A 26,654-nucleotide genomic window follows, 5' to 3' on the forward strand; every position below is an offset into this window, starting at 1 on the left:
AGACTTATGCTTTTATTGTTCACGGTTTTATTCGTATTTATGCGCGAGTTGGAAAAACGTTTCGCATAAAAACCCAACAGAGCATAAGCAGTAAATTTAACCCGATCAGATACAGTACGAGCGCTTTGGTAGCTGTGGTCGCCATGACGAGCAATACGAATAATAGCGTGCTGAGCAGACGCCCCAGGCTGAAAGCAAACTCGCGAATAACGATATATTCTACCCTTAATTTTGCTTTCTCCATGCTTTCCCCGATCACATCAAATGATGTGGAAACAAGGGGCACGGCAAAAAAAGGGTAAAACAGAGCGGTACCGATACCAAGCAAAAGCAGTGTGCTGAAGCGGATTTGCGAGAGCAGTGGCAAAACGGCCACTATGAGCATGAAAGCTCCGATAAAAAGTGAATATTCCCGTTTGTGAGGACGAATCCATTTTCCCACAATATAGTAAGACACAAGTGACAGAGTAGACGTAAGAAATGCGTATATTCCTACTGTCAATTCGCTTGAAGAGGCGATAAACACCAGTAAACCGACGAGAAAGACAACTACGCCTTCTCGCATACCCCAGAAAAAATAGGAAAACACGACGTAATGCCAACGTGAAACGTTGCGGGTATCATTCCATACACTGCGCAATGAAAAGTGTCCTTCGCATTTTCTTTTGGTGATAAAGAAGCTGACCACTACCGCCAAAGTGAAAATGATGAGCGAAATAGAAAAAATAAGCCGGTATCCATTTGCTTGGTGTGAGACGAGCCATCCAGCAAGCAACGGGGCACCTCCGGCGGCCATCGACATAAGCAGTCCGTTCACCCCGTTAAAAACATCTCGGTTTTCTGGCCCGGTAATTTCAAAATACATAACGTAATATCCAAGCCAATAGAAGCCGGCTCCTATGCCAAGCAAAAGGCCAAGCAGAGCGACATAGTTTGTGGCTGACGGACCGAGCATGAGGACAGTTAGATAAAATATGGCCAGAATGAAAACGCCGAGGCGAATGCTTATGACACGATCCCATCTTTTTATAAGGTGACCGCCGATCCAAAATGTAGCTAGAATAGAAAAGAAGGTAAAAAAGTTAAACCATCCGATCATGGCATAGTCTTTTTTTACTTTCCACAGGTAGATATTGACGAAAGTGTTGGAGAGGCCGACGGAGATAAGGTATAGCGTATTCATTAGCAGAAGAAGCCAGGACTGTCTGTCCAGTTTTCCTGTTTGTTTCATATGAAAGCTCCTTTTTATCTTATTGAGACGGTCGTTTTTAGCGTACCCTGCCGTACTTCTCTTTTTGCAAACAGAAATTTCCACAGATGGTTTTTAGTTTATAGTGGATTGACAACATAAAAAATTTTTATAATATACCATAAGGGGTATATAGGGTATTTACTATTTGGACATATGCTATACGGGATTGAAAATTTACTGGGGAAATGGGCAAAAGAATAATGCAAGGGTATTTGGTGAGAAAATAAATGCATCCGCTGTGAAGCAGAAAGAAGGTGAAGATATGCTTCGCGTAACTCCGGAAGCGATTGCGAAGCTGAAGGAGACAATGGAATATCCGAAGCAAGATATTCTCCGCATTTTTATTGCTGGAGCTGGTTGAGGAGGCCCCAACTATGAGATGGCTCTGGAGGAATCCATCGAAGATACGGATAAAGAAGTTATGGTTGACGGCATTCGTTTATGTTTAAAAAGATGACCGGAATATTAGTTTCACGAAAAAAACAATACGATATCTCTTTGTACTTATTTAAGCGTACTGTTTTACTACTTATATGTGGCAAAAGAGAGGAGAGGGGCTTTGCTTGATGCAAGAAAAAATGAGCAAATGTTATATAAAAAAGCCCCGACATTTTCATGGCCGACTTCTAAAAGATTAATTTTGCAGTTTATCGCGGAGCAGGGCGATATCCGCTTCTAGCTCGTCCACTTTCATTGCCATTCGATTCTGGCGCAGCTCCATTCGTTCCAGGCGATACATACCTCGTTCTACGTCTTCAATTCGGGAAAGTAATTTCTGTTGTCCAGTTTCTAAAGATTGAAGAATCAATTCATCGGCTTTGATACTTTCAATGTGTTTGCAGTTAATAGAATCTTTTAGTTCGTCAAAGCGCTGGTTCATCCCTTTTTCAAAAGTATCAATACGTTGGTTTAGGTTTTGAACCTCACTTTGGACTCCTTGTAAAGCTGACAAAATCAAATCAAACCTATCGTTCATTTTTCATCACCTCCTGTTTATATTTTTAAAATTGTCCTTTCTAAGCCAAGCGCAAGAGGTATTTAACTAGTTCGTTAGTCGCAACGTTTCCTGCTCTCTTATTTTTCTCGTTATGTTATGGATGCTGAATGACTAAGATTGATACTCCACACGGCTAAAGCCGTGGGATTCTTGGGGCATTAGCGCCCGCCGTTCGCTTTGGACAACGCACAAGTTCAGGGTGGGGTGTCATCCCATCCCATACTACACCGCATGTACCCACATGGGCAGCGTACCACCAGTACGCTATTCGTGCGTTCACTCCCATGGTTTTACTTCGCTATCAGAACCTTATACCATGACGTCCACAGGAACATGTGACCTACTACCAGTAGGATAAGTGTCGCTCATATATTTAATTATACAGGAAATGGTTGCTCTAAGCATACCCATGGATGGGATACAGAGCAACGCCGCCTTTTATCCCATGATGAAAACCGTGGGTTTTCAGACGGTTGCAAACAAATACTTGTGAAACACCGCCTGTATACTTTGTGCAGACGAATTTCTTCGCTTAGAAAAAAGCGAGAGTGAAACAGAAGAGGCGAGAGTTTTCTTTCGATTTTGCGCCTTTCATCATGAAGTTCCGCTTCGGTTTGGAAGTGTGGTGATTTGCGTAAATCGAACAACAGGCAAGCTCGATCAATATCTGGGGCTTGATGTGTTTCCTGAGGAATTTGAGGCGATTTCCCCTGTGCCATCTGTTTCAAATGAACAAGCAGTAGCATGTTTTTGTTCCAAATTGGATTTTGAGTTGCAGTGGAGAAAAGAGTATACGGAGGATAACAAAGAGTACTACGAGCTAGCATATGTGCCTATATTTCCTTCGATACCGGGTGAGTTGCGTTTTATCGAGGCGCATACGGGAGAAATAATAGTAGGGAAAAAGTGACGAGACAAGACTGTTCCGAAAGCGGGCGGTCTTTTTTGTGTTTGCATAATCTTTACATGTACTTAAATCAAAATTAAAAGTTCTATAAAAAACGGCTTATAAAATAAAGGTGAATGTACATAAATATCATTTGATATTTCGATATTCTTGCGTGGTTGGAAGGAAGAAAGGGACACGAATTTAACAAATCAGGAGTGATATCTTTCATGAAGATGAACCGGAGGGAATTTCTTACATACTTAGGCGCCGGAACGGCTGCTTTGGCTTCTCTTGCAACAGGAATTCCGGCCTTTGCCGCTGAAAAAACATTATCCGAGAGAACGGCGAACCATCTTTTTGGTTTAAGTGAGGATAAGCGTAAGCCAACGAAAGTAAAGTTTAAACCAATCCAGGCAACAGATAAAGATGATCTTGTGCTTCCGCAAGGATACAAATATGACATTGTCGCTTTGTATGGAGATAAAATTAATGCAAAAGGTGATACATTTGGGTTCAACGCAGACTTTACCTGTTTTCTGCCGATAAACGGTAGCAGTGAACATGGTCTACTCTGGGTGAACCATGAATACCTTGGCGAGCTTGAATACTATGTGACTGGGTACGATGCTCTAAATGCTGATCCGAAAAATAATAAACGCACGGCCGAGCAAATCGAAAAGTACCTGTACTCGCTGGGGGGCTCTGTCATTGAAGTTAAGAAAGAAAACGGGCAGTGGCGCTTGATTTCTGATTCGAAATACGGACGGCGTGTTAGTGGTCTGACCAAGCATACATTAACAGGACCGGCCGCTGGTTCTCCAGCGGTAGGCGGCACACGCGAAGTGATTGGCACATTCGCCAACTGTTCCGGCGGGGTTACGCTCTGGAACACCATTCTTTCTTGTGAAGAGAACTTTGACAGCGTTGTTGAAGACACGAAACGAAAAGATGCAACACATTACGGCTGGGTGGTAGAAGTTGATCCGTTTGATCCGAATTCCACGCCGAAGAAGCATACGGCACTTGGCCGTTTCTCTCATGAAAATACGGCAATGACCATCGCGCCGGGAGGACAGTTAGTTGTCTACATGGGAGATGACGCAAATGACCAGTACGTATACAAATATGTTTCTAAAGGAACATATAAGCAGGATGCAGGGAAAGCAAACACGAAACTGCTTGAAGAAGGAACGTTATATGTGGCTAATTTCGGCAAAGGGAAATGGATTGCCCTGGACTATGAGAAGAATGAAGCGCTGCAAAAAGCCTTTAAATCACAGGCTGATGTGTTGGTTAATTGTCGGGAGGCCGCGAAGGTAGTAGGTGCAACGCCGATGGATCGGCCGGAGGATTTGGAAGTACATCCAATTGACGGCACGGTATTTATCTCTCTGACTAATAACTCCAAGCATGGCAATTTCTACGGTCAAGTTATCAGATTATTCGAAGAAGATAACAATCACGCTGCTGAAGAGTTTACGTTTGAAATTTTTGCGGCAGGCGGTCCGCAGAGCGGATTCGCTGCGCCGGATAACCTTGCTTTTGATAGTGCAGGCAACCTCTGGGTTGTAACCGATATTTCTTCCAGTTCGATGAATAGCGGAATCTATAAAACGTTTGGCAATAACGGTCTGTTCTTCATCCCGACGTCAGGCCCGGATAAAGGGATCGCTTCACAGTTCGCGTCTGCCCCAGTCGGTGCTGAAATGACCGGCCCGTGGTTTACGCCGGATGAAAAAACACTATTCCTGTCTGTACAGCATCCAGGTGAGAACCTGGAATCATACGCGGCACCGACTAGCCACTGGCCGCGTGGCGGCGCTTCCATCGCGCTCCCGGGTGTTGTAGCGATTACTGGATTTTAATTAAATAGAGGAGGCAATAGCATTATGCTATCAAATATCGGAATTCCGGGACTGATTCTCATTCTTGTGATTGCGCTCATCGTATTTGGGCCGAACAAATTGCCGGAAATCGGCCGTGCGTTTGGTCGTACGCTAACAGAGTTTAAGTCGGCGGCGAAAAATTTAACGCAGGATGATGACGAAGAGAAGAAAAGCACGCCAGCGCTTGTCAATTCTGAAGAGAAAGTTAAGAAGCTTTCGTAATCGTTACGAAAAGAACGGTATCTGTGGGTACCGTTCTTTTTTTATGCATAGAAAAAAGAACGGTTGATTATTCGATGCTTACTAGATATTTTGTGGATACTGCTTTTGGATTGAGGATGCGGACAGACAAACTTTGTTCGTTGAAAGTGAACACAGACGCAGAAAGAGGAAGCATATTTTGGTGTTATGCAAATAAGCATAACTTTAAAAAGAACGATGCTAATCTTGCTAGATTGTGTTATTTTGATTACCGCTCAAGGAAAAATACAAAATGGCCGTATGGTTGCTTTGTTTGGTTCTGGCACGTTTTTTGTTTCTATAAAAAATAAGGATGATATGTGTCATGTTGAGACATCAAAAGAAAATACGGAGGTGGTATTGATTCATTCGGCGCCGTTACCCATCTTTTTAGCCATACAATTTCCAACCAGGAACTGCCAGAGAAAGAGTGTGATGTGTTAAACATCACAAATTTTATAACTGCGTTACCAGCATTCGCTCCGGCTGTTTCCCAATACTAATATCATGATTATGCTTATATGAATATAATTATTCAAAAACGCATAAAAATGTCTGAATTAATAAAAAATGAAAGGGTTACGAGGCTATGAAAAAGTGTTGATATGATGCTATTCGTAAAAAGATAAGCGTTCGCTTTTAAATTTGGCACAGGTTTTGCGAGAAATTAAAAAGCGAATCGCAAAATTTAAACATGGAAAAGAGCGAGGAGGACTGCACATGGCAGAAGTGGCAAAGACACAAGGGTCGCAAAGCGTACAGGGAGCGGGCGCTTTTGAAGTATTAAAAATGTTTATTGACGGACAATGGGTCGAATCTTCAACAGGCGATACGCGCGAGGTTGTGAATCCAGCCAATGGTGAAGTAATCGCAGTAACGACTGAAGGAAATGAAGAAGATGTGCGCAAAGCTGTGGCAGCAGCAAAACGTGCTTTTTATGAAGATGGCTGGTGGGACACTCCGGCGAGCGAACGAGCGCGTCTGTTGTTCGAAGTTGCGAACAAGCTGGAGCAAAGAGCGGACGAATTTGCCAGACTGGAAACACAAGATAATGGTAAACCATTGCGTGAGACTCGGATCGACGTGGCGGACGCGGTCGCTTGCTTTCGTTATTATGCGGGGCTTGCCACGAAACCGCACGGTCAAACATACGAAGTTGCGGACCCGATACAAGCAATGGTTGTCCGTGAACCAATCGGAGTTTGCGGCCAGATTATCCCGTGGAACTATCCGCTGCTGATGGCTGCTTGGAAACTCGCTCCGGCTCTGGCTGCGGGCAACACGGTTGTATTTAAGCCTTCCGAAGTAACGCCGCTGACTGCCATCAAGCTGTTCGGCATTTTCGAAGAAGTCGGATTCCCGGCTGGCGTAGTTAACTTGGTGCTTGGCGCAGGTCAGACGGTGGGGCATGAGATTGCGGTTAACTATGACATCGACAAAGTAGCGTTTACGGGCGGCACGAAAACTGGTCGAAGCATTATGCAGGCTGCAACTGGGAACCTGAAGAAAATTTCGCTGGAGTTGGGCGGTAAGTCCCCGAATATTGTATTTGCGGACGCAGACTTTGAAACAGCGGTAGATTATGCACTATTTGGTATTTTTGTTAACCAAGGGCAGGTATGCTCCGCAGGTTCTCGTCTCTTGCTGGAAGAGAGCATTTACGACAAGTTCATCGAGCGTCTTGTAGAACGCGCAAAAAAAATCGAGGTAGGGCCAGGCTTGGCAGAAGAGACGGAGATGGGGCCGCTGGTTTCCGAAGCGCACATGGAGAAAGTGTTGAATTATATTAAGATCGGCCAGGAAGAAGGCGCGAAGCTTGTTTGCGGTGGATATCGCATTACGAAAGGCGAGCTGGCCAAAGGGTACTTCGTGGCACCAACGATCTTTGTCGACACAACACCGGATATGCGTATTGTACAGGAAGAAATTTTTGGACCGGTACTGGTTGTACAGAAGTTTAGGGATGAAGCAGAAGCGATTAAACTGGCAAACGATACGGTTTACGGCTTAGCTGGCGCGGTGTTTACACAGGATGGTGCAAAAGCACAGCGCGTGATTCGTAAGCTTCGCGCGGGGATCACTTGGATCAACTGCTATCATCCGACCTACAACGAAGCGCCGTGGGGTGGATATAAGCAGAGCGGTATTGGTCGCGAACTCGGCACATTCGGTTACGAAGAATACACGGAAGTAAAACAAATTAATATCAATCTACAGGTAGAATCGACTGGCTGGTTCAAAAACTAATACTGGTATTTTTCTTCTATCTCTATATATCGTATCAAGCCATAAAGCAAAAAAAACGGTAAGATTGCAGGCCGGATGCGGAAAGAAATGCATTCTGGCTAAATAAATTCAATGAAAGTGGAGGCATCAAAGCATGGAAACAACTATGAACAAATACAAAGAGGTATACGAATATACAGCCAAAGTTTTGGACATTATCGAGAAGACTGATGTAACGAAAGAGGAAGCACAATGGATTACGAGTGAAACCGTGAACGGGTTCCGCGAAAACGTAAACTCTGGATTTCTTGAGTACCGCAAATCGGTTACGAAAGGTGGACAATACGCTTCCGTAGAATGGAAAGACTCGGGTCCGAATTGCTTTATTGATGTAAACGGCAAAGAATACATTGACTGTCTGGGTGGTTTCGGTATTTATAATGTGGGACATCGCCATCCAAAGGTGGTAAAAGCGGTAAAGGATCAGCTTGATAAGCAGGCATTGCATAGCCAGGATCTTTTGGATCCGCTGCGCGCGATGCTGGCGAAAGCGTTGGCTATGCTCACACCGGGCGACTTAAAATATTCCTTCTTTGGCAACAGTGGTACCGAAGCGGTGGAAGCAGCACTGAAATTAGCGAAAATCTATCACCATAAAGAAGGGCGTAGCACTTTTATCGCGACGACACGGGCGTTCCACGGCAAGAGTCTTGGTTCCTTGTCCGGTACGGCAAAAGGCGTTTTCCGTAAGCCGTTTATACCGCTGGTAAGCGGATTTCGTCATGTTGCGTTTGGTGATATTGATATGATGAAGAAAACGATGCATGCCTGCCATATGGTTGGTGAGGATGTAGCGGCGGTTATCGTTGAACCGATTCAGGGCGAAGGTGGAGTTATCATTCCTCCGGACGATTATCTGCCGAAGTTGCGTGAACTGTGTGACGAGTATGGCGCATTGCTGATTTTCGATGAAGTGCAAACAGGTATGGGCCGTACGGGTAAAATGTTCTGTGCAGAACACTATGGAGTGACACCGGACATTATGACTTTGGCAAAAGCGTTCGGCGGCGGCGTTATGCCAGCAAGCGCAACCATTGCTACGGAAGAAGTATTCTCTCATCTATTCGATAACCCGTTCCTGCATACAACAACATTCGGCGGTAACCCGCTGGCATGCGCGGCGGCTCTTGCTACTATTAACGTGTTAATTGAAGAAAAACTGCCGGAACGCGCTGCGGAAATGGGAGAATATATGTTGAACGGGCTGCGTGAAGCGGCTAAAGGACATGAAAATAAAGTGCTTGAAGTACGTGGTAAAGGTCTTTTGATCGGTATCGAATTCGTTAGTGACGAAATTGGATACGAAGTGGCAAAAGGCTTCTTCGATAATGGAGTTTTGACAGCGGGAACACTCATCAATGCGAAAACAATCCGCATCGAACCACCGTTAACGATTGAAAAAGAACAGTGCGATAAAGTATGTGAAACATTTGCGAAGGTGCTAAAAGAGGTAGACAAAGCAGTTCTCGTATAGGCTGCGTGAGGTAGATGGTCATTCAGTATCCGGTGCTTAGTCCTTATTATGGAAAAGTAGAAAAGATTATACATCCGTCTGCCTCATACTTTTACGAATGGGAGACATTGTTCTTGATTCGTACGAGTGACGGAATGATCGAAGAAATCGTAGCCGATACTGCTGGCTATGTATATTCCTATGAAGTAGCGAATGGGGATCGGATAATTCCAGGGATGGTACTCGCATATATTAGGGAAGAAGGCGAGGGATTCTGCCTAGGTAGTATAAAGCTTCCAGCATATGGTACTCGCATATATTAGGGAAGAAGCCCCGCAAGCCGGAAATGATGAAAATGACAAAATGAGCGATTTATGCGCGGATGAATAAAAACAAGCAGGAAGTGTGGAACAAGTTTTAACGCTTTCCTGCTTGTTCTCATATGTATGCAGTAGTGTATAATAAAATTAGTTTATGCATAATTTCTTGAACGGAAGGAGGAAGGAAAGTGCTGGTATTTACCGAAGAGAATGTACGAAAAATTCATACCATATCTACAGACATGTCATTTTCTGAAGTTGAACGTTATTTAGAAGAGCAAAAAGAACCGGTTTTGTTTGTCAAGAAAAAAGAGGAAGTCATTGGCTATGTTCGTGTCCAGGATTTATCGTCCGATAAGGAAGCGGAAAACAATGAAATTCCTTTCTGGCAGGCACATTTGATACCGCTGCATTTTGCTTACCATATTTATTGCGATATATCTGTATCTGATGTATTTAAGCTGCTCGGGGAAGAGATTGTTATTGTAAAGAATAAGCAGGATGAAGTATGCGGATATTTGCGTAGGGAAGACATTTTGATAGAACTTCTGCGGCAAGACAACCACAATATTGATCTGTTCCGAACGATTCTTTCATCGATTCCAAAGGGGATTTTTGTGGTGGATAAACAGGGGAGTATCATCAATTATAACGATGAAGGATTGCGCATGATCCGCTGTGAGAAAGAGAAAATTCATAATCGACCAGCGCGTGAAATTTTCGGCGCGGAACAAATTGAACGTGTATTCGCCACAGGCGAGACGATTCTTAACCAACTTCATATTCGTCCTGAAATGGGAATTTTAGCTGATTATAGTCCAATTCTTAGTCCGGAACATGAGGTTAAAGGCGTTGTGATTGTGGTACAGGATTTGCCGATGCTAGAAGAGATGGCGATGGAACTTGATTATGTAAAAGATTTGAATAAAGATTTAAAAGCGATTCTTTCTACCATTTATGACGAGATTCTGGTTGTCAATCATAAAGGGGAATTGTTGCGTTTTAGCGACAATAACACGTTGAATTTTCGCCAGGATGATTTAGAAAATCTCGTAGGCAAAAATTTGCTGGAACTGGAAGATCAAGGGCTGTTTAAACCATCCGTTACACGCCTTGTGCTTGAGCGAAAACGAAAAGTTTCAGTTATTCAGGATATGAGTAACGGAAGAAAAGTGCTGGCAGTTGGAAATCCAGTGTTTGATGAAGAAGGCAACATTGAACGGATTGTCATTGCATCCCGCGATATTACAGAAACGACAAAGCTAAAAAGCGAATTAAAAGAAATGAAAAAGCTGTCCCAGCAGTATAAAGAAGAATTGGAAAGTTTGAAAAGCAGGCATACGTTAAACCGAAGCGTTGTATATTGCAGTCCCAAAATTGACCGTATTATGCGCGAAATTGAAAAGATTGCTCGATTTTCTTCCACCGTGTTGTTGACCGGTGAATCCGGCGTTGGTAAAGAGGTGTTTGCCAAGGCGATTCATCAATTGGGCGCACGCGTGAACCAGCCGTTTTTAAAAATCAACTGCGGCGCGATCCCGGAAAATTTGTTGGAGAGCGAATTATTTGGATATGAAAAAGGGGCGTTTACAGGCGCCGATCCGAGAGGGAAGGAAGGGTATTTTCAAAAGGCGAACGGTGGCGTACTCTTTTTGGATGAGATTGGCGAAATGCCGCTGTCACTACAGGTAAAGCTGTTGCGCGTGCTGCAGGAGCGGGAAGTGATTCCGGTAGGCAGCACACAGACGATTCCGGTCGATGTGCAGATTATCGCTGCAACCAACAAAAACCTAGAACAAAAAGTAGAGGAAGGAAGCTTCCGTGAAGACTTATTTTATAGATTGAATGTAATTCCGATTCATATTCCGCCGCTTCGAGAGCGCCCGGAAGACATTCCGGTATTAGCTTATTATTTCTTGCAGAAGCTGAACGAGAAGTATCACCGCGATATTCAATTGAGTCCGGACGCACTTAATTTGCTTGAAGTGTATTCTTGGCCGGGGAATGTCCGCGAGTTGCAGAATATCATTGAACGGGCGGTCGTGACGACCGAAGAAGAAATGATTCACGCCGATCATCTGAATCGGTTCCTGCAATGGAAAAAAGCTTCAACGAAAGTAAGACCGATTATCACGAATTTGATTCCATTGCAGGAAGCGCTCGAAGATGTGGAGGAGCAGTTAATTTTGCTGGCGATGGAGCGTTACAAAACGACCACCATGGCGGCGAAGGTGCTTGGCATTAGCCAGTCTTCCGTCAGTCGCAAATACCAAAAAATTGTGCAAAAGCAGGCGAGTATGCATGCATAAAATTGTTTGGCCCGCTGGTTCGCAAGTCTGAGAGGGGTGCGAATGGGCGGGTTTTTTAGGTGAAAAGGTCAAAAATAGGAGGATATATCTTGTTATTTATCATATTTGGCCTATATAATATTCGTTGTATGGCTATTTTTTATATTTAACTCATGGAAATGTTTTTATTTTTGATTATGGGGGAGAAAATGTCAAATTTATCTTGCAAATTTGACGGCAGAGAGTTTGCCAGTCTTGAAAAAATGGTAGAGATACTATTGCATGAAGCAAGTGAGCAAATGGCGCTTATTGATGGAGGAAAAAAGAAAAATAGCCATCAGGAAAGGGCATATGCGAAATGGCGTCTGGTTCATTTGCAACATTGCTTCGGAGAATATGTACCTGAACAATACAGAAGTACATATAACTCCCTGTGGAGTCAGCTCTATCGCTTGGAGCACCAGAGTAATTATCGGCATCCGTACATCGTATATCTGCTGGAAAAAGCGTTGGCTCAAGAGCATTCGCACATCGAATAAACGTGCTGTCCTATTAGAGGACGGCTTTTTTGTTATGCGAAATTTAAGCCAGGCTTAAGGAAAGAGGATTTTGGAATGTGTTATAATGACGGAAAATCCATGCCGCATACGATAGGTTGAGGTGACGGGAATGCTTGCGATGCCGGATATGTCCGCCAAAAAAATTTTGCTGATCGATGATGAGATAGATATTTTGCATTTGCTGGAAACCGTGTTAAAGAAAGAAGGATTCTCTCATATTTATAAGGCATCAAACGGATGGGATGGAATTGATATGTGCTGTGCACATCAGCCGGATATTATCGTGCTTGACATTATGCTGCCTGATATGGACGGCTTTGAAGTATGCCGGCGCCTGCGTGACATTACGGTGGCACCGATTCTTTTTTTATCGGCGAAAAACGAGGATACGGACAAAATCCTTGGTCTTGGGCTCGGTGGTGATGATTATATTACGAAACCGTTCAGCCCAAAGGAAGTAGCGTATCGGATAAAAGCTCATTTTCGCCGCCATTATTATTTAAGCAGAAAAGAAGAGACAGTATACACATTTGGTGATGTGGAAATTGATGCCAAGCGTGGAGAAGTGCGGAAGGCAGGGAAACTGGTAGCGTTAACTGCGAAGGAATATCAGTTGCTATTGTTTCTTGCGCGCCATCCGAACCAAATTTTCAGCAAAAGCAAACTGTATGAAGCAGTCTGGGAAGAAGAGTATTTCGGTTATGATAACACCATTATGGTGCATATGCGACATCTGCGTGAAAAATTGGAAGACAACCCGTCTGCTCCTGTGTATTTGCTGACGGTACGGGGGCTTGGATATAAATTGCAGAATGAGGGGAAAGTGCAAGCATGAAGTGGAAGATGACCAGTTTGTTCCTTGTCCCGCTCATTTTGATGACGGTCGCATTTACGTTTATTAATTTAGCGGCCGTTATTTATTTTTCATCGGCAGAACCGGAGAAAAACGCATTCATCTCCTTTTTTCCTTATGAGGAATATACACGGAAGTTTGGCCGTTTTATCGTATTTGTGGATGATAAGCCGCAAGTTTCGCCTGAAGGAAAGAAAGAACTAAGCAAGAAGCGAGCCTGGATTCAGATACTTAATGCGAATGGTACTGAAGTATACAATCTGAATAAGCCGGAAGCTGCCCCAAAGCATTATACGCCGGGAGAGCTTGTGCATTATTACAGATATACCGCTTCGATTCAAGACTCGACGTTGTTTGTTAGCTGGGTTACTCATGAGGACACGAAATGGACGTACATTCTTGGGTTTCATTATCATACGATTTCCCGATATGTGATGTCGTTTAGCCCGTTCAAAATGATAAATTTTTGGAAAGAAGTCATTTTGGCAGTGTTTGTGTTAACATTCTTAATGGTGATTACGATCGGGTATTTTTTTGGCCGCAAGTTGACACGGCCCTTGGTCGAGATTATCGGAAGTATACAGGCACTGGCACAAGGGCATTATTCCATAAAATACAACATACGTGGTTTGTATAAAGATGTATATAAAAGTTTGAATCAGCTGGCTGATGCCCTAAAGGCCAGCGAGGTGCAACGGATGCGGCTAGAGAAAATGCGTGATGAATGGGTTACAAATCTTTCGCATGACTTAAAAACGCCGCTTGCTTCCATTAAAGGGTTTGGGGAAGTGCTGGCCGATTCAGACTATGAAATTTCACCGGACGAAAGGCGAAAATATGCCGACATTATTGTTGGTAAAACGAGCTATATGGAAAAATTATTGGAAGATTTACGGTTGACATACCAGTTAAAAAATAATCTGCTTCCGTTGCAAAAAAAGGAAGAAAATGTGGTTGAGCTTGTCCGGGAAATTATTATTGATTTGTTGAACGATCCGCAATACGGAGATAGAGCGATCGAATTTGTTACAAACAAAGAGCATGTACCGCTTTTGCTGGACCGGGCTTATTTCACTCGTGCTTTTACCAATCTTATATACAATGCGGTTATTCATAATCTGCCCGATACCCGTGTCTGTGTAACCGTGACAGAAGAAGCGGAAATGGTGACAGTACTTATTCGGGACAGTGGGAAAGGGATTGCGGAAGAAGAGATAGATAAGCTGTTCACCCGCTATTACCGCGGGACGAGCACGAATGAGCGGCATCAGGGCTCCGGTCTGGGCATGGCGATTGCCAAACAAATTATTGACGCGCATGGCGGTGAAATTTGTGTCACAAGCAAACTTGGGGAAGGAACAGCGATTCGTGTTGTTTTTTTGCGGCAGAAAGACAAGAAATTATAAATATGTGTTCATGGTTTGATATTTGTTTGGAAGGGAAAGTAAGAGAGGAAGGAAGAAGGGCTTTGCATAAAGACAAGGGGCTCCGGCTTGCTTTTTCTTCTCCCCATTTTCCCTTTTTACCCCTCTTACCATCATATAAATTTCGAAACATTAATTTTATATCATTTAAGTTTTATTGGCCAGATTATAAAATGCTTCAGAAAACTTGAAGATAGCTTCTTCAATCGTATCCTCATAAGCTCGACCAAAAGTAAATCGAACATATCCTTTTTTTGTCCCTAAAGCACTTCCGGGTACAAAAATCACTCCATAATTCAGCGCAGTTTCGAGTAACTTTTCTTCATGTATAGGAGTTTTCATCTTACACCACATATGGATTCCGCCTTTGGGAATAAAAAATTCGACGTGATCGTGAAGATAATTCTTTATTGAAGAAACCATAGCATCCCGCCTCTTTTTTAATTCCAATACAAGTTGATTTATATGTTCATGAAAATAGGGAGACGTCAAAAATTCATTCGCTATCCACTGTGAAAAAATGCTATGTCCGAAATCAATCTGCTGTTTAGCATCGGACAGGCGGTTAATGACCCGTTGCGGCCCGGTAATCCATCCTATTCTCAAGCCGGAAGAAACGATCTTGGACAAAGAGCTAATATAAAGAACAATTCCATAAGGGTCCATAGATTTTAGCGTAGGAAACGGTTCCTGTTCAAAAGCGGTTAACGTATACGGATCGTCTTCGATAATAGGGATTCCGTATTTTGCCGCGATATCGAGAATTTTCTTGCGACGTTCGGGATGCAGACTGACTCCTGTTGGATTTTGAAAAGTTGGATTTAGAAAAATCATGCGAAGCCGATGTTTTTTATGAAGAGTCAGGAGATCATCAGGGTTTACTCCATTCTGGTCAACCGGCAACAAATGCACTTTTAAACCTACTGACTTAAAGATAGGCAGTGAATAGCAATACGAAGGATCTTCGATAGCGATCGAATCTCCCGGTTTGAGCAGGCATTGCACAATGAGATGCAACGCTTGTTGCGCGCCGGAAGTAATGAGAATGGAGGATGCGGTTGCATCAATGTTTTTGTATTTTTTTACATGGTTAGCAATCGTTTCACGCAACTGGAAATTTCCTTGCGGATTTTCATATCCTAAATGAAAATTGAAGTTTCCTGTTTTTATTATTTGTTGAAATTGTGCTTGCGGAAATAGATCAGGAGATAATTCTCCTGTGGCTAAATCGATAAGATCTTTATTGAGCGCTTCTTTTAGGATGCGGCGGATTAATGGTATGTTGGGTAAAAGAGAGCCTCCGACCACATATCGATTCCAATTCGGCACCCGTTCTTTAGAATTCTCCGCAAGAAATGGGCTCACGCGTGTCCCGCTTCCTTGTTTGCTAATAATAAGCCCTGATGCGCGCAGTTCCTCATAGGCCGTGACCACTGTGCTTCGATTCACGTTCAATTCTTTGGCAAGAATGCGTTCGGAAGGCAATAAGCTTCCGGGAGGATATTCTCCGTTGAAAATCCGGTATTCGATATATTCGACAATTTGTTTATAAATAGGTTTATCATGCAAACGATCAGGTTTCCATTCCATATTCATATTCCTCTTTCTTATGAATCCGGGTTGAATAAAAACTATTATAAACAAGTGGATGGTAAATAAAAAGTTGAATTGGATGGTCCATTTTTTTCATGTTTAATTATTCTAAAGGTATAAATGGCTGATTTGATGTAGAAGAGGGAGGAAAAATGAAAAAAGTTAAAATATATGAAGGTAAATATTGTTAAGGAATGCGGTGGGAATATGAGCGATAATATGTTTCTTTGGATAGTCCATATTTGTCTTGTCGTTTTCGGTGGAGCCATTTGGATTTTTTATAAAAATAATAAAGATTTTCTATGACATAAGTAAAGCCGGTTATTTCTTGATGGAGAAATAATCGGCTTTTTGTCATTTAAGAGGCACACTTGTTGATTAGCCATATGGTGGAGGAAGAAATTCAGCTATTTATTAATGTACGGAGCAAGGAATTCTTTCACTCTTTCTTGCACTTGTGGCGAGAGACGGGAGAACATCTCCAGCATCTCCGGTGTTATCGTAAAGTCTTTGTTCGTTTCCAGAAATGTTTTTGCGTTTTGCGCCATTGCTTCAAACAGCGTCAGCTGCTCTTTTTCCGGCAACTGAAGCGCATTTTCGAACATTTGCTTAAACATTGTCATTTGTTCTTCCGTCATTTTGTTCCCTCTTTTCCTGATGTAATTTTTTCAACGTTTATTATACATTAGCGATGGTATACGGAGAATGGGGAATAAGCGGAAAGTTCCTCATCTATTAGCGCAATAGAAAAGAAAATGTATCTTTTGCAAAGAAAAATGAACGATGGAAATGGATTGAACCAATATCAAATGTAGAATCAAAAAGGGGGGTGAGATGCGATGGAGCAGGAAAACGAAGAATTGTTGGAGAACATTAGGCGGTCGATTGCTGGTGACAGGGAAGCGTTTGCTAGAATTTATGATTGTACGGTGCGCGATGTGACGGGAACTGTGCGCTTTTTGCTTGAAGATAGAGCGAGTGCTGAAGATGTCATTCAAGAGATTTACATTGAAATATATAAATCGCTGCCGAAGTTTAATCCGGCTCGATCTTTTCGCTCTTGGGTTATCGGAATTGCCATTCGGCAAGTGAACAATTATCGGCGACGAAGATGGCGTTTATTTCGCCTATTGGCGAAAAACCAACAATATACTTCTCAGGAAACCGAGCCGGATTTTTCAGGGGAGGTGGCGGACAGGCTGGATAGTCTTGAGGTGATTCGCCTGGTTGACAATTTGCCTTATAAGTACAAACAGGTAATTGTACTGCGGTATTTGTACGAGTATTCACAGGAGGAAATCGCGCGTATTCTGGATATTCCGGTTGGCACGGTAAAATCACGGCTCCATTTCGCTCTCGAAAAGCTTCGTAACATATCGTATACGAACGCTTATTCTCTGGGAAAGGCGGGGGAAAGTCATGGACATTGAGAATCGGTTGCGTCAGATTTTGAAAGCAGAGGCGGAACGAATGAAAGGAACACCTGAGATGAGAAACCGAATTTTAAGCAGTATTTCATATAAGGGGGAACAGAAGAGAATGAAAAAACGTTTGATAGCGGGAGTTGCGGCAGCGGCAATTATGATTCCGACGGCAGGATTCGCAGGTTATTCATATTTGTCGGACGGTATTTTCGGCTCTCAGGAGAACTTCGTTGCCCAGGGAGGCACGAAAGCAGAATATCAGCATGTTGAAGAAAAGCTGGCACAGGCCAAAAGGGTATTGAACAGCAAAGAATACAAGGAAATGGAAGCTTTGTTGAAAGAAGCTGCGGGCTATCATGCGAAAATGGCGGGGCCGGACGGAACGCTTGATGCAAGCCGTTTGAGCGAAGAGGAAAAACAACGTTACAACCAACTGGAAAAAGAGCTTGCCCCTTATTCGGCGAAAATAATGGCGGCCGAAGAAAGCCCCGTTGACACTTTGACCTTGGAAGAGTCGCAAAAGCTGTTGACATTTCCGGTGCGAAAGCCGACGTATGTACCGGAAGGTTATGTGCTGCGCACCGAAGTAGGAGCAGTAAGCAAGGATACAAAGGAACGGAAGCCGGTCATTAATATCTATTATGAGAAAGGAGAAGAAGGGCTCGGCATTTTGCAGCAGGAGCTTGAAGACCCGGATGACGTTCATCTCTTCGGTACGTATTCCAATATAAAAGAGTATACGCTTGAAGGTTTTCAGGCGTTATATGGTGAAAAAGACAAGCGCAACGCAAATGGACTCTCTCTCATCGTTCCCGCAAAAGGAAAGCAAAGCGCGTACCATATTCATGTGTCCGGTCCGCTTCCGAAAGCCGAACTGGAGAAGGTGGCGCTTTCTATCGTACAGCAATAGAGTAGCTATAGTTGTAAAGTAGAGCATGTTATGTACATGATTCTTCCCTTAAACCATACAAGGATGTCGATATATCAAATGTGATTTATATAGAGTCTTCCGGAGAAGGAAGGCTCTTTTTGCGAGAGCGTAATTAAGAAAGAATTAAGGAACGCTAAAAGGGAGATTAAGATACGGACAGTACAATGAAGTCAAATTAAATCGAGAGGATAGGGGGAATAGCCATGACTTCATTTGTAATCGAAACAGAGCAACTAACCAAGAGATTTAAAAAATTTACACCGGTTCACAACCTTTCCTTACAAGTGCGAAAAGGGGAAGTGTATGGATTTCTCGGTCCGAACGGTGCGGGAAAAACGACAACCATTCGGATGTTGCTTGGGCTGATTAAGCCGACGTCAGGAGACATTCGCATTTTCGGTAAACCATTGGCAAGCCATAGACTGGACATCGCCCGGAAAGTCGGCTCTCTTGTAGAATCGCCTTCCTATTATGGACATTTGACCGGCTATGAAAACTTGGAAGTGACGCGCAGGCTGCTTGGCGCGGATAAAAAAGATATTGATCGTGTGCTTGACATTGTCCGGCTGACTGAATGGAAGAACAAAAAGACCAAAACGTATTCGCTGGGCATGAAGCAACGGCTCGGCATCGCGCAGGCGCTATTGGGAAATCCGGAATTGCTCATTCTCGATGAACCGACGAATGGTCTTGACCCGGCGGGCATTCACGAAATTCGTGATTTAATTGTCAGTTTACCTGAACACATGAATATTACGGTGCTTGTATCAAGCCATATTTTACGTGAGGTTGAGCTGATTGCTGATCGGGTGGGGATCATCAACCGAGGGCAATTGCTGTTTCAGGGCAAGCTTTCGGAATTGCAGGCCCGCAGTAAGCCGAAGCTGCGTGTAGAAACAGATAAGATGAACGAAGCGGCGAGACTGTTGTTTAATGCCGGGTATCGCGTAGAGAAAAGCGAGGATATTCTTTACATTAATACGGATAAAAGCGAAGCGGCTAACGTTAACCGTCATCTTGTATTAAGCGGTCATAAAGTATGGCATTTGAGCGAAGAGAGAAAATCGCTGGAAGATATTTTCCTTGAACTAACGAAGGAGGCGCAGAGCGTATGAGTCGCCTGGCTGTTTTTATGACTGAGATGTATAAGCAGAAGAACGGTGTGATGTGGTGGCTCGTTATCGGTGGCCCGCTGCTGATTGCGGCTCTCGTATGGATTGATGTAGGTGTCCGTTACGATTACTTAATTACAAAGAAGAGCAATGCGGGACTTGGTTCCTGGGGAATTATACTGGGTGAGTTAATGTTTTTGTGGGCGTTTTTTTGTCCGATTGGAGTTACGTTAATTGCTGCGATTGTGCATTACCGGGAGTTCAGCGAAAACGCGTGGAAACATTTGTTGAGTTTGCCGGTGACAAGAAGAAATGTCTATTTTTCAAAGTGGTTTTTAATATTATTGCTTACATATCTTGCTATTTTTGTTTTGTTTATCGGATTGTTTGTAGTCGGTAAAATACTTGAATTTTCCGAACCATTTGCCTGGGAGCTGTACGGTCGCTATGCCTTATATCAGGCATTGGGTGTGCTTGGCATCGTTAGCATCCAGCATTGGCTAAGCTCCCGTTTTAAAAATGTAATTGTACCGATTGCGATTGGGATTACCTTGAGCGTATGCGCCCTTTTTTTTGCTCAATCCGAAATGCTTAGTTTCTTTCCGCATGTGACGATTCTTTATGCGACACCATTAGAAGACATTGCAAACAACCGTCCCGTATGGAGCGGGCTGATTGCTGGACCGCTATTACTGGTGCTGGGAATGCACGAATTTAAGAACCGGGACATTGTATAGGAGGAAGGGAAGAGGATGAAACAATTGCTTGCGGCCGAATGGCTAAAACTGCGCCGTTCAGGCATGATATGGATCGCCGTACTTGTGCCGCTGTTTTTGGTGGTGCAGGGCGTAGGGAATTTTCTTCGTTATCGGGATACGGTTTTTGCCGGAAGCACGCGCACAGAATGGGAAATACTGTATGAACAATGCATGTTTATGTATCCTACTATGCTGATGCCGCTTGTCATTACGGTGCTGATCGCTTTGCTTGCGCGCGTTGAAAATGTTCACGGCGGATGGAAACAATTATTGACGTTTCCGGTGACGCGCGGTCAGGTTTATGTTGCGAAATTAGTGATAGCCTGCATGCTTGTTTTGCTTAATATGGCGGTATTGAGCGGCGGTACGTTGGCAGGGGGATGGATCACCGGAGCGGAAGGACAGGCACCTTATGGTTTGTTGCTGGGCAGAGGAGCACTGGCGTTTGTGGCCGCGTTGCCTATTATCGCGATTCAATTTGTGCTAAGTTTTCGTTTTTCCCACATCGGGATTCCGTTGACCCTTGGCGTCGGATTTGCGGCGCCGGCAATTTTCGCTGCGAACTCGGAAAAACTGTGGATTTTTTATCCGTGGACGTATCCGATTACTACATTTTTCGCACCTTCGATGGAACGGTTTGATAAAGGACTCTTAATGTATGGCATTGCCGTTACGCTGTTTGTTATCATCATGACGTTTGGCTTGCGCGAGTTTAAAAACAGGGATATGACATGAAAATGGAGAGGATAGCACAAAAAGGATGGATAGGAAATACAGTAAATAATGTAACGGAAAGAAAAACTACTTGCATTTTTTGCCCATATGCAAAATAATTTATATGAGGAAAATAATATCCTTTTCTTTTTTTAGACAAAAAGTTGAGCTTGGTAAAATATTTAGCGCTTGGCTAATTGTCAAGTTGTTTCGAGGTGATTGGATGGTTGGCAGCAAGCAAGGAATTATCCCTTTAGCGGAGCTCTTACCTGGTGATAAAGCGAAAGTAGTAGCGCTGTCTGGCGAGGGTTTAGTGCGCAGGCGGCTTCTGGATCTAGGAATTGTGCCACAGACCGTAGTAGAAGCCGTACGGCGCAGCCCGATCGGCGACCCGGTGGCGTACCGGGTGCGTGGAACGCTTATCGGATTACGAAAGGAAGACGCGATGAAGATCATGGTTGAACCGTTGCGAAATAAGGAGGAAGACAAATGAAAGGGTTACAAGCGGAGAGGAGAAAAGAGCTTTTACACAGTAAATTTGGAATCGAGATGACAACATCTGAGCAGATTGTCATTGCGCTTGCTGGAAATCCGAATACAGGGAAGAGTACAGTATTCAACGCGTTGACGGGCTTGAATCAACACACCGGAAATTGGCCTGGAAAAACGGTGGGGAATGCGCAGGGAACATTTACACATCGGGGTGAGTCGTTTCTTATGGTTGATTTGCCAGGCACATACTCTCTTTTGCCGAATTCCGCGGATGAACAGGTAGCGCGTGATTTTATCTGCTTTGGTCGTCCTGATGTGACGCTTGTTGTAGTAGATGCGACGGCGCTGGAACGGAACTTGAATCTTGCACTGCAAGTGATGGAAATTACTGATAAGATTGTGCTATGCGTAAACTTGATGGATGAAGCGAAACGAAAAGGAATTACGGTAGATACAGAGCGTCTTTCGCAAAAGTTGGGCGTGCCGGTCATTGCCACAGCTGCCCGTCAAAAGCAAGGACTGAAGGAATTGCAGGATGCGCTGTTCGATGTGGCAACCGGTCGTGTGGTTCCGAAGCCACTGATTCTCCGATATAGTGAACAGATAGAACGGGCGGTAGAGCAATTGGAAGCGGAGATCGCACCGCTGTTGCGAGGGGTGCTTAATCCGCGCTGGGTGGCGCTGCGCTTGCTGGATGGGGATCATACGTTGCTGGAAGATATGGAGAAATATTTGACGGATGACGTGCTGCCACTACATTCTGTAAGTCAGGGGGTATCGCCATCATGGCCGCAGGCATAGGGAAGAACGACTTGAACCATTTGTATGCGATTGCACGTCGAATTGAAATGGGGAACAAAGAGCCGATAAGAGATGTACTGGTAGAACAAATTTTTCAGTATTCTCAGAAAATTGCTGAAGAAGTCACCAAGACGAATGAAAATAAACGAATGGATTGGGATAACAAGCTGGATGACATTTTGACATCTCGTTACCTTGGATTTCCAATTATGTTGGCCATGCTGGGGGTAGTGTTCTGGATTACGATTGCGGGGGCCAACGTACCGTCGGATTTGCTGGCAAGCGGTTTTGGTTGGCTAGAAGGAAAATTGACGGCTTTGTTTATGTGGGCTGGCGCTCCAGCCTGGCTGCACGGCATTCTAGTGCTTGGTTTATTTAGAGGTGTTAGCTGGGTCGTTTCGGTTATGTTGCCGCCGATGGCCATTTTCTTTCCATTGTTTGCATTGCTTGAAGATTTTGGTTATTTGCCGCGAGTTGCGTTCAATCTTGACCGATTGTTTAAAAGAGCGGGCGGACACGGTAAGCAATCGCTAACCATGGCGATGGGGTTCGGATGTAATGCAGCGGGGATTGTTTCTTGTCGGATTATCGAGTCGCCTCGCGAGCGCATGATTGCGATTTTGACGAACAATTTTGTGCCATGCAACGGAAGATGGCCGACGTTGATTTTGATGTCGTCGCTATTTATGACCGCAGCGGTCGGCACAGGTGAAAGCATAACGGTTGCTGCACTAATTGTGGTTGGCATGGTATTGTTCGGTATTATGATGACGCTGTTTGTATCGTGGGCGCTCTCTAAAACATTGCTGCGTGGTGTGCCGTCCCACTTCACGCTGGAACTTCCACCGTACCGTAAACCACAGGTGGTGCGCACGTTTGTTCGTTCGGTATTTGACAAAACGTTATTCGTATTAAAGCGTGCTGTGATTACCGCTGCCCCGGCTGGCGTCATTACGTGGTTGCTGGCCAACATTACGGTTGGGGAGCAAAGCATGCTGGCGCATGCGGTAAATTGGCTTCAGCCGTTCGGACACGCGATTGGGCTGGACGGATATATTTTGATGGCGTTTATACTTGGACTGCCGGCCAATGAAATTGTTGTGCCGATTCTTATCATGGCGTATATGGCTTCCGGCGCAATGTTAGAGTTGGAAGATTTAAGTGCGCTTAAAGCATTGTTTTTGGAGCACGGTTGGACGTGGCTAACAGCGCTTAATGTGATGTTGTTTTCGCTTTTGCATTATCCGTGCGGTACGACGCTATATACGATCGCGAAAGAGACGAAAAGTGCAAAATGGACGGTGCTTGCGGCTCTTATTCCGCTTTCCATTGCGATTGTGGTTTGCTTTGTGGTTACTCAGATTGTCCGCTATTTCGGTTGGGTGGCATGATATAGATCATGATATAGATAATAAAGTTAGGAAGGCAGCTACCTGTGGTAAGGGGCTGCTTTCGCTCTATTTTCAGCTTTTCCTTTTTGAACGTGAAACGGAAAAGCGAACGGCTCGATCAGAAAAGGATTTGAATAAAGTCCAGAAGTCTGAGGAATTATCGCTTGTGCCTTTAGCTCATGAGTCGCTTCATAATTTTTTAGCTGGTCATATCCAGCATTCATCATGATAAATTCAATGTCGGTATTCGAAACTTCTTGGTAGTTAATGTCTCATTTTTTTGTTTACAAATCGTAATCATTACGTTATACTGTTTTTTGGAAATCGGAAGAAATCTTATTTACAGAGTGAGGGATGACAAAAGTGAAAGGTTATTGGAAACTTTTCTATAGTTTATTCGTACTAAGCCTTGTGCTGGCTGTTTTTTTGATAGGCTGTGGACAAAAAGGTGAAGGGGCTGCTTCTGCCGGGAAAGCAAATGGAGAAAAAATACAAGTATATACAAGTATATTTCCTTTATATGATTTTACACGGACTATTGGCGGTGAGCATGTACAGGTGACAAATTTGTTGCCGCCTGGAGCGGAAGGTCATGACTACGAACCGTCAGCAAAAGATATGGCCAAATTAAATGAAGCGAAGTTATTCATCTACAATGGGGCAGGTTATGAGACATGGATTGAGAACGTCACGAAAAATCTTGATCCGCAAAAAACGAAAGCACTGGATGCAAGTCAGGGATTGCAGCTTATAGAAACAGAAATGCATGAACATGAGGGAGAGCACGCTCATGAAGGGGAACATAGTCATAAAGGAGAATCGGTGCATGAAGAGGATCACAGTGAGCATGCTCATGGAAAATACGATCCGCACGTTTGGCTAAATCCGATGTTAGCCAAACAGCAAGCAGAGAAAGTGAAAAATGCGCTAGCAGAGGTTGATCCGGCTCATAAGGATGCATATGAAGCGAATTACAAGAAGCTTGCCGCGGATTTAGATGCGCTCGACAAAGAATATAAAGACGTGATCGGTAAAGCGAAGAAAAAAGAATTGGTTGTATCTCACAAGGCGTTTGCATATTTAACGAGACAATATGGTTTAATCCAGTTGTCTGTATCTGGTCTTTCTCCTTCAGAAGAGCCGTCTCAGCAGCAATTAAAAAGTTTGATTGATACGGTAAAAGCGCATAATATTAAATATGTGGCATTTGAAGGACTTGTTGAGAATAAAGTAGCAAAAACGGTACAGCGGGAATCCGGTGCGGAAGCTGTGACACTTTATACGATTGAGAATGTAACGAAAGAGCAATTTGACGCCGGTAAGACTTATATTGATTTAATGAAAGAAAATCTAAATACGTTGAAGAAGGTGCTGGAAGTACAGTGAGTGACATTGTTTTAGACGTGCAGCATGTTTCGCACCGTTATGGGAGCAAACGCGTACTCGAAGATGTTTCCTTACAGCTGCATCGGGGTGAAATGATGGGACTTGTCGGACCTAACGGGTCTGGCAAGTCTACTTTGCTTAAAGTTATTCTTGGCGCATTGCCCTTGCAGGAAGGAAATGTTACGTGGTTCGGTAAGCCGCTACGCAAGTTTGACGAATGGTCGCGTATTGGGTATGTTTCGCAGAAAGCGAATAGTTTTAATACCGGATTTCCGGCCACGGTATTCGAAGTCGTTATGATGGGATTGACTGCGAAGATGGGATTGTTTCGCAGGCCTGGCAAGAAGGAGAAAGAACGGGTCAGGGAGGCAATTGCGACAGTTGGTATGGGTGGATTTGAAGGGCGGAATATCGGTCGCCTGTCCGGGGGACAGCAGCAGCGTGTGTTTATTGCACGGGCGCTGGTCAGCGATCCGGATGTGCTCATTTTAGATGAACCGACCGTCGGCGTGGACGCACAATCAGAAGCGCATTTTTATGACTTGCTGAAGCGTTTGAACGAAGAAAATCGCATCTCTATTATTCTTGTTTCTCACGATTTAGGGGCTATTAGTACGAAAATGCATTCCATTTCCTGTCTAAACCGCAAGTTGCATTTTCACGGACGAGCCGAAGAATTCGAACGGATACGCCCCGAAATTTTGTTGAAGTCATACGGTTACGATGTACATGTGCTGCATCATAACCATTAGAAGGGAATCAGAAAGCGATGATTGAAGCGATACTAAGTTACAAATTCATGCAGCATGCGCTGCTATCCGGGTTAATTATCGGTTTTGTGGCCCCGCTAATCGGCGTGTTTCTTGTAGTACGCCGGATGTCGCTGATTGCGGATGCTCTGTCTCATATCACGCTATCGGGCGTAGCGGCGGGGTTGCTGCTTTCACAGTATATCCCGTCCTTTCAGAGCATCAGCCCGGTTTATACAGGAATGTTTTTCGCGGTAGGCGGCGCCTTTATGATAGATAAGCTGCGTCAAGCGTACAGGTTCTATCAGGAGCTTGCCATCCCGATTATTTTGTCCACCGGTATCGGACTTGGTGTAGTGCTTATTAGCCTGGCGAACGGCTTTAATGTCGATTTGTTCGGATATTTATTCGGCAGCTTGTTGTCTGTTACGGAAGAAGACTTGGTGCGGGTTGTGATCGCCAGCTTGGTTGTAATTGCAATTGTTTGGTTATTTTACAAAGAATTGCTATATCTTTCATTTGACGAAGAAGGAGCGCGCATTTCGGGCGTTCCACGCAATTTGATTAACGTTGTATTCAGTGTTTTGGTCGCGCTTGTCATTAGCATCTCCATGCAGGTGGTGGGCATTTTGCTTGTTTCGGCGCTAATTACGTTACCGGTGGCGGCCGCGTTGCAGTTGGCCAGCAGTTTCCGGCAGACATTTATCTATGCAATTGTCTTCGGAGAAGTATCCGTTTTGAGCGGACTGTTAATTGCCTATACGTTTGATTTGGCTTCGGGCGGCACGATTGTACTTGTTGCCGTCTTGCTGCTTGTGTGCGTACTTGTCGGCAAGCGGCTACGCAACTCTTGAA

The 26,654-nt window shown here is 44.1% G+C and carries 26 protein-coding genes; 22 read left to right on the plus strand and 4 right to left on the minus strand.

Translation table 11 applies throughout. The annotated features are described in order from the left end of the window. Positions 1 to 37 precede the first annotated feature (37 nt). Positions 38 to 1,231: an MFS transporter gene (locus K3F53_RS01740; RefSeq protein WP_057900080.1), complete on the minus strand. Its 1,194-nt coding sequence runs from the start codon at positions 1,229 to 1,231 to the stop codon at positions 38 to 40. Positions 1,232 to 1,397: 166 nt separating this feature from the next. Here K3F53_RS01740 and K3F53_RS01745 point away from each other — a divergent pair, with 166 nt between their 5' ends. Beyond that, a complete protein-coding gene (locus K3F53_RS01745) occupies positions 1,398 to 1,613 on the plus strand; it encodes a hypothetical protein (RefSeq protein ID WP_057900079.1) in 216 nt (71 codons plus the stop codon). Positions 1,614 to 1,886: 273 nt separating this feature from the next. Here the strand turns inward: K3F53_RS01745 and K3F53_RS01750 are convergent, their stop codons facing one another. Next, positions 1,887 to 2,228, minus strand: coding sequence for a hypothetical protein (locus tag K3F53_RS01750; RefSeq protein ID WP_220559279.1), 342 nt, complete (start codon positions 2,226 to 2,228; stop codon positions 1,887 to 1,889). Positions 2,229 to 2,871: 643 nt separating this feature from the next. Between K3F53_RS01750 and K3F53_RS01755 the strand changes: the two genes are divergently transcribed. The 10 genes from K3F53_RS01755 to K3F53_RS01800 all read left to right on the plus strand — a co-directional run bounded on the left by K3F53_RS01755 (position 2,872) and on the right by K3F53_RS01800 (position 14,430). Then, the gene (locus tag K3F53_RS01755) at positions 2,872 to 3,159 is read left to right on the plus strand and encodes a hypothetical protein (protein WP_139184986.1); all 288 of its coding nucleotides are present in this window, start codon (positions 2,872 to 2,874) and stop codon (positions 3,157 to 3,159) included. A gap of 206 nt (positions 3,160 to 3,365) precedes the next feature. Continuing rightward, a complete protein-coding gene (locus tag K3F53_RS01760; RefSeq protein ID WP_220559280.1) occupies positions 3,366 to 5,003 on the plus strand; it encodes a PhoX family protein in 1,638 nt (545 codons plus the stop codon). Positions 5,004 to 5,027: 24 nt separating this feature from the next. Beyond that, on the plus strand, positions 5,028 to 5,246 hold the full coding sequence (locus K3F53_RS01765; protein ID WP_057900075.1) for a twin-arginine translocase TatA/TatE family subunit: 219 nt from the start codon (positions 5,028 to 5,030) through the stop codon (positions 5,244 to 5,246). An 807-nt stretch (positions 5,247 to 6,053) separates the two neighbouring features. Then, positions 6,054 to 7,511 (plus strand): aldehyde dehydrogenase family protein, encoded by a 1,458-nt coding sequence (locus K3F53_RS01770; protein ID WP_057900448.1) that lies wholly within the window; start codon positions 6,054 to 6,056, stop codon positions 7,509 to 7,511. A gap of 133 nt (positions 7,512 to 7,644) precedes the next feature. Beyond that, positions 7,645 to 9,024 (plus strand): putrescine aminotransferase, encoded by a 1,380-nt coding sequence (locus tag K3F53_RS01775; protein WP_057900073.1) that lies wholly within the window; start codon positions 7,645 to 7,647, stop codon positions 9,022 to 9,024. Positions 9,025 to 9,038: 14 nt separating this feature from the next. Continuing rightward, positions 9,039 to 9,326 (plus strand): biotin/lipoyl attachment domain-containing protein, encoded by a 288-nt coding sequence (locus K3F53_RS01780; protein ID WP_220559281.1) that lies wholly within the window; start codon positions 9,039 to 9,041, stop codon positions 9,324 to 9,326. A 185-nt stretch (positions 9,327 to 9,511) separates the two neighbouring features. Continuing rightward, a complete protein-coding gene (locus K3F53_RS01785) occupies positions 9,512 to 11,632 on the plus strand; it encodes a sigma 54-interacting transcriptional regulator (RefSeq protein ID WP_408863274.1) in 2,121 nt (706 codons plus the stop codon). Positions 11,633 to 11,820: 188 nt separating this feature from the next. Continuing rightward, entirely contained in the window at positions 11,821 to 12,150 is a 330-nt protein-coding gene (locus K3F53_RS01790; RefSeq protein ID WP_057900071.1) for a hypothetical protein, read from the plus strand. A 130-nt stretch (positions 12,151 to 12,280) separates the two neighbouring features. Continuing rightward, on the plus strand, positions 12,281 to 13,006 hold the full coding sequence (locus K3F53_RS01795) for a response regulator transcription factor (protein ID WP_057900070.1): 726 nt from the start codon (positions 12,281 to 12,283) through the stop codon (positions 13,004 to 13,006). Beyond that, positions 13,003 to 14,430, plus strand: a complete 1,428-nt coding sequence (locus K3F53_RS01800) for a sensor histidine kinase (protein WP_057900069.1) — start codon at positions 13,003 to 13,005, stop codon at positions 14,428 to 14,430. The genes K3F53_RS01795 and K3F53_RS01800 overlap by 4 nt, the downstream gene beginning before the upstream one ends. A gap of 165 nt (positions 14,431 to 14,595) precedes the next feature. Here the strand turns inward: K3F53_RS01800 and pdxR are convergent, their stop codons facing one another. Beyond that, positions 14,596 to 16,038, minus strand: a complete 1,443-nt coding sequence (gene pdxR, locus K3F53_RS01805) for a MocR-like pyridoxine biosynthesis transcription factor PdxR (RefSeq protein WP_057900068.1) — start codon at positions 16,036 to 16,038, stop codon at positions 14,596 to 14,598. A 410-nt stretch (positions 16,039 to 16,448) separates the two neighbouring features. Beyond that, positions 16,449 to 16,679 (minus strand): hypothetical protein, encoded by a 231-nt coding sequence (locus K3F53_RS01810; protein ID WP_057900067.1) that lies wholly within the window; start codon positions 16,677 to 16,679, stop codon positions 16,449 to 16,451. Between the two features lie 201 nt (positions 16,680 to 16,880). Here K3F53_RS01810 and K3F53_RS01815 point away from each other — a divergent pair, with 201 nt between their 5' ends. The 11 genes from K3F53_RS01815 (at position 16,881) to K3F53_RS01865 (ending at position 26,653) form a co-directional block, all read left to right on the plus strand. Next, entirely contained in the window at positions 16,881 to 17,471 is a 591-nt protein-coding gene (locus K3F53_RS01815; protein ID WP_057900066.1) for a sigma-70 family RNA polymerase sigma factor, read from the plus strand. Then, on the plus strand, positions 17,461 to 18,375 hold the full coding sequence (locus tag K3F53_RS01820; RefSeq protein ID WP_057900065.1) for a DUF3600 domain-containing protein: 915 nt from the start codon (positions 17,461 to 17,463) through the stop codon (positions 18,373 to 18,375). Before K3F53_RS01815 ends, K3F53_RS01820 begins: the two co-directional genes overlap by 11 nt. A 224-nt stretch (positions 18,376 to 18,599) precedes the next feature. Next, a complete protein-coding gene (locus K3F53_RS01825; protein ID WP_057900064.1) occupies positions 18,600 to 19,511 on the plus strand; it encodes an ABC transporter ATP-binding protein in 912 nt (303 codons plus the stop codon). Then, positions 19,508 to 20,245, plus strand: a complete 738-nt coding sequence (locus tag K3F53_RS01830; RefSeq protein ID WP_057900063.1) for an ABC transporter permease — start codon at positions 19,508 to 19,510, stop codon at positions 20,243 to 20,245. Before K3F53_RS01825 ends, K3F53_RS01830 begins: the two co-directional genes overlap by 4 nt. A gap of 15 nt (positions 20,246 to 20,260) precedes the next feature. Beyond that, entirely contained in the window at positions 20,261 to 21,001 is a 741-nt protein-coding gene (locus K3F53_RS01835; RefSeq protein ID WP_057900062.1) for an ABC transporter permease, read from the plus strand. 202 nt (positions 21,002 to 21,203) lie between these two features. Then, positions 21,204 to 21,473, plus strand: coding sequence for a FeoA family protein (locus K3F53_RS01840; RefSeq protein ID WP_057900061.1), 270 nt, complete (start codon positions 21,204 to 21,206; stop codon positions 21,471 to 21,473). Positions 21,474 to 21,529: 56 nt separating this feature from the next. Further along, complete coding sequence (locus K3F53_RS01845) at positions 21,530 to 22,273, plus strand: FeoB small GTPase domain-containing protein (protein WP_204244872.1); 744 nt, start codon at positions 21,530 to 21,532, stop codon at positions 22,271 to 22,273. Further along, the gene (locus K3F53_RS01850; protein WP_057900059.1) at positions 22,258 to 23,664 is read left to right on the plus strand and encodes a nucleoside recognition domain-containing protein; all 1,407 of its coding nucleotides are present in this window, start codon (positions 22,258 to 22,260) and stop codon (positions 23,662 to 23,664) included. Before K3F53_RS01845 ends, K3F53_RS01850 begins: the two co-directional genes overlap by 16 nt. Positions 23,665 to 24,027: 363 nt before the next feature. Next, positions 24,028 to 25,050 carry a metal ABC transporter substrate-binding protein gene (locus K3F53_RS01855; protein ID WP_236781919.1) on the plus strand — a complete coding sequence of 341 codons (1,023 nt, stop codon included), beginning with the start codon at positions 24,028 to 24,030 and terminating at the stop codon, positions 25,048 to 25,050. After that, a complete protein-coding gene (locus tag K3F53_RS01860; RefSeq protein ID WP_057900056.1) occupies positions 25,047 to 25,802 on the plus strand; it encodes a metal ABC transporter ATP-binding protein in 756 nt (251 codons plus the stop codon). The genes K3F53_RS01855 and K3F53_RS01860 overlap by 4 nt, the downstream gene beginning before the upstream one ends. A 17-nt stretch (positions 25,803 to 25,819) precedes the next feature. After that, entirely contained in the window at positions 25,820 to 26,653 is an 834-nt protein-coding gene (locus K3F53_RS01865) for a metal ABC transporter permease (protein WP_057900055.1), read from the plus strand. Position 26,654 lies beyond the last annotated feature (1 nt).

It is taken from the genome of Aneurinibacillus thermoaerophilus (assembly GCF_019603355.1).
GTDB classification, from domain to species: Bacteria; Bacillota; Bacilli; order Aneurinibacillales; family Aneurinibacillaceae; genus Aneurinibacillus; species Aneurinibacillus thermoaerophilus.

Coding starts and splice junctions, on each gene's coding strand:
- K3F53_RS01820 (WP_057900065.1), top strand. CDS start 17,461: ATGGACATTGAGAATCGGTTGCGTCAGATTTTGAAAGCAGAGGCGGAA.
- K3F53_RS01775 (WP_057900073.1), top strand. CDS start 7,645: ATGGAAACAACTATGAACAAATACAAAGAGGTATACGAATATACAGCC.
- K3F53_RS01765 (WP_057900075.1), top strand. CDS start 5,028: ATGCTATCAAATATCGGAATTCCGGGACTGATTCTCATTCTTGTGATT.
- K3F53_RS01825 (WP_057900064.1), top strand. CDS start 18,600: ATGACTTCATTTGTAATCGAAACAGAGCAACTAACCAAGAGATTTAAA.
- K3F53_RS01760 (WP_220559280.1), top strand. CDS start 3,366: ATGAAGATGAACCGGAGGGAATTTCTTACATACTTAGGCGCCGGAACG.
- K3F53_RS01810 (WP_057900067.1), bottom strand. CDS start 16,679: ATGACGGAAGAACAAATGACAATGTTTAAGCAAATGTTCGAAAATGCG.
- K3F53_RS01815 (WP_057900066.1), top strand. CDS start 16,881: ATGGAGCAGGAAAACGAAGAATTGTTGGAGAACATTAGGCGGTCGATT.
- K3F53_RS01750 (WP_220559279.1), bottom strand. CDS start 2,228: ATGAACGATAGGTTTGATTTGATTTTGTCAGCTTTACAAGGAGTCCAA.
- K3F53_RS01800 (WP_057900069.1), top strand. CDS start 13,003: ATGAAGTGGAAGATGACCAGTTTGTTCCTTGTCCCGCTCATTTTGATG.
- pdxR (WP_057900068.1), bottom strand. CDS start 16,038: ATGGAATGGAAACCTGATCGTTTGCATGATAAACCTATTTATAAACAA.
- K3F53_RS01850 (WP_057900059.1), top strand. CDS start 22,258: ATGGCCGCAGGCATAGGGAAGAACGACTTGAACCATTTGTATGCGATT.
- K3F53_RS01780 (WP_220559281.1), top strand. CDS start 9,039: ATGGTCATTCAGTATCCGGTGCTTAGTCCTTATTATGGAAAAGTAGAA.
- K3F53_RS01845 (WP_204244872.1), top strand. CDS start 21,530: ATGACAACATCTGAGCAGATTGTCATTGCGCTTGCTGGAAATCCGAAT.
- K3F53_RS01840 (WP_057900061.1), top strand. CDS start 21,204: ATGGTTGGCAGCAAGCAAGGAATTATCCCTTTAGCGGAGCTCTTACCT.
- K3F53_RS01740 (WP_057900080.1), bottom strand. CDS start 1,231: ATGAAACAAACAGGAAAACTGGACAGACAGTCCTGGCTTCTTCTGCTA.
- K3F53_RS01830 (WP_057900063.1), top strand. CDS start 19,508: ATGAGTCGCCTGGCTGTTTTTATGACTGAGATGTATAAGCAGAAGAAC.
- K3F53_RS01790 (WP_057900071.1), top strand. CDS start 11,821: ATGTCAAATTTATCTTGCAAATTTGACGGCAGAGAGTTTGCCAGTCTT.
- K3F53_RS01835 (WP_057900062.1), top strand. CDS start 20,261: ATGAAACAATTGCTTGCGGCCGAATGGCTAAAACTGCGCCGTTCAGGC.
- K3F53_RS01770 (WP_057900448.1), top strand. CDS start 6,054: ATGTTTATTGACGGACAATGGGTCGAATCTTCAACAGGCGATACGCGC.
- K3F53_RS01865 (WP_057900055.1), top strand. CDS start 25,820: ATGATTGAAGCGATACTAAGTTACAAATTCATGCAGCATGCGCTGCTA.
- K3F53_RS01795 (WP_057900070.1), top strand. CDS start 12,281: ATGCTTGCGATGCCGGATATGTCCGCCAAAAAAATTTTGCTGATCGAT.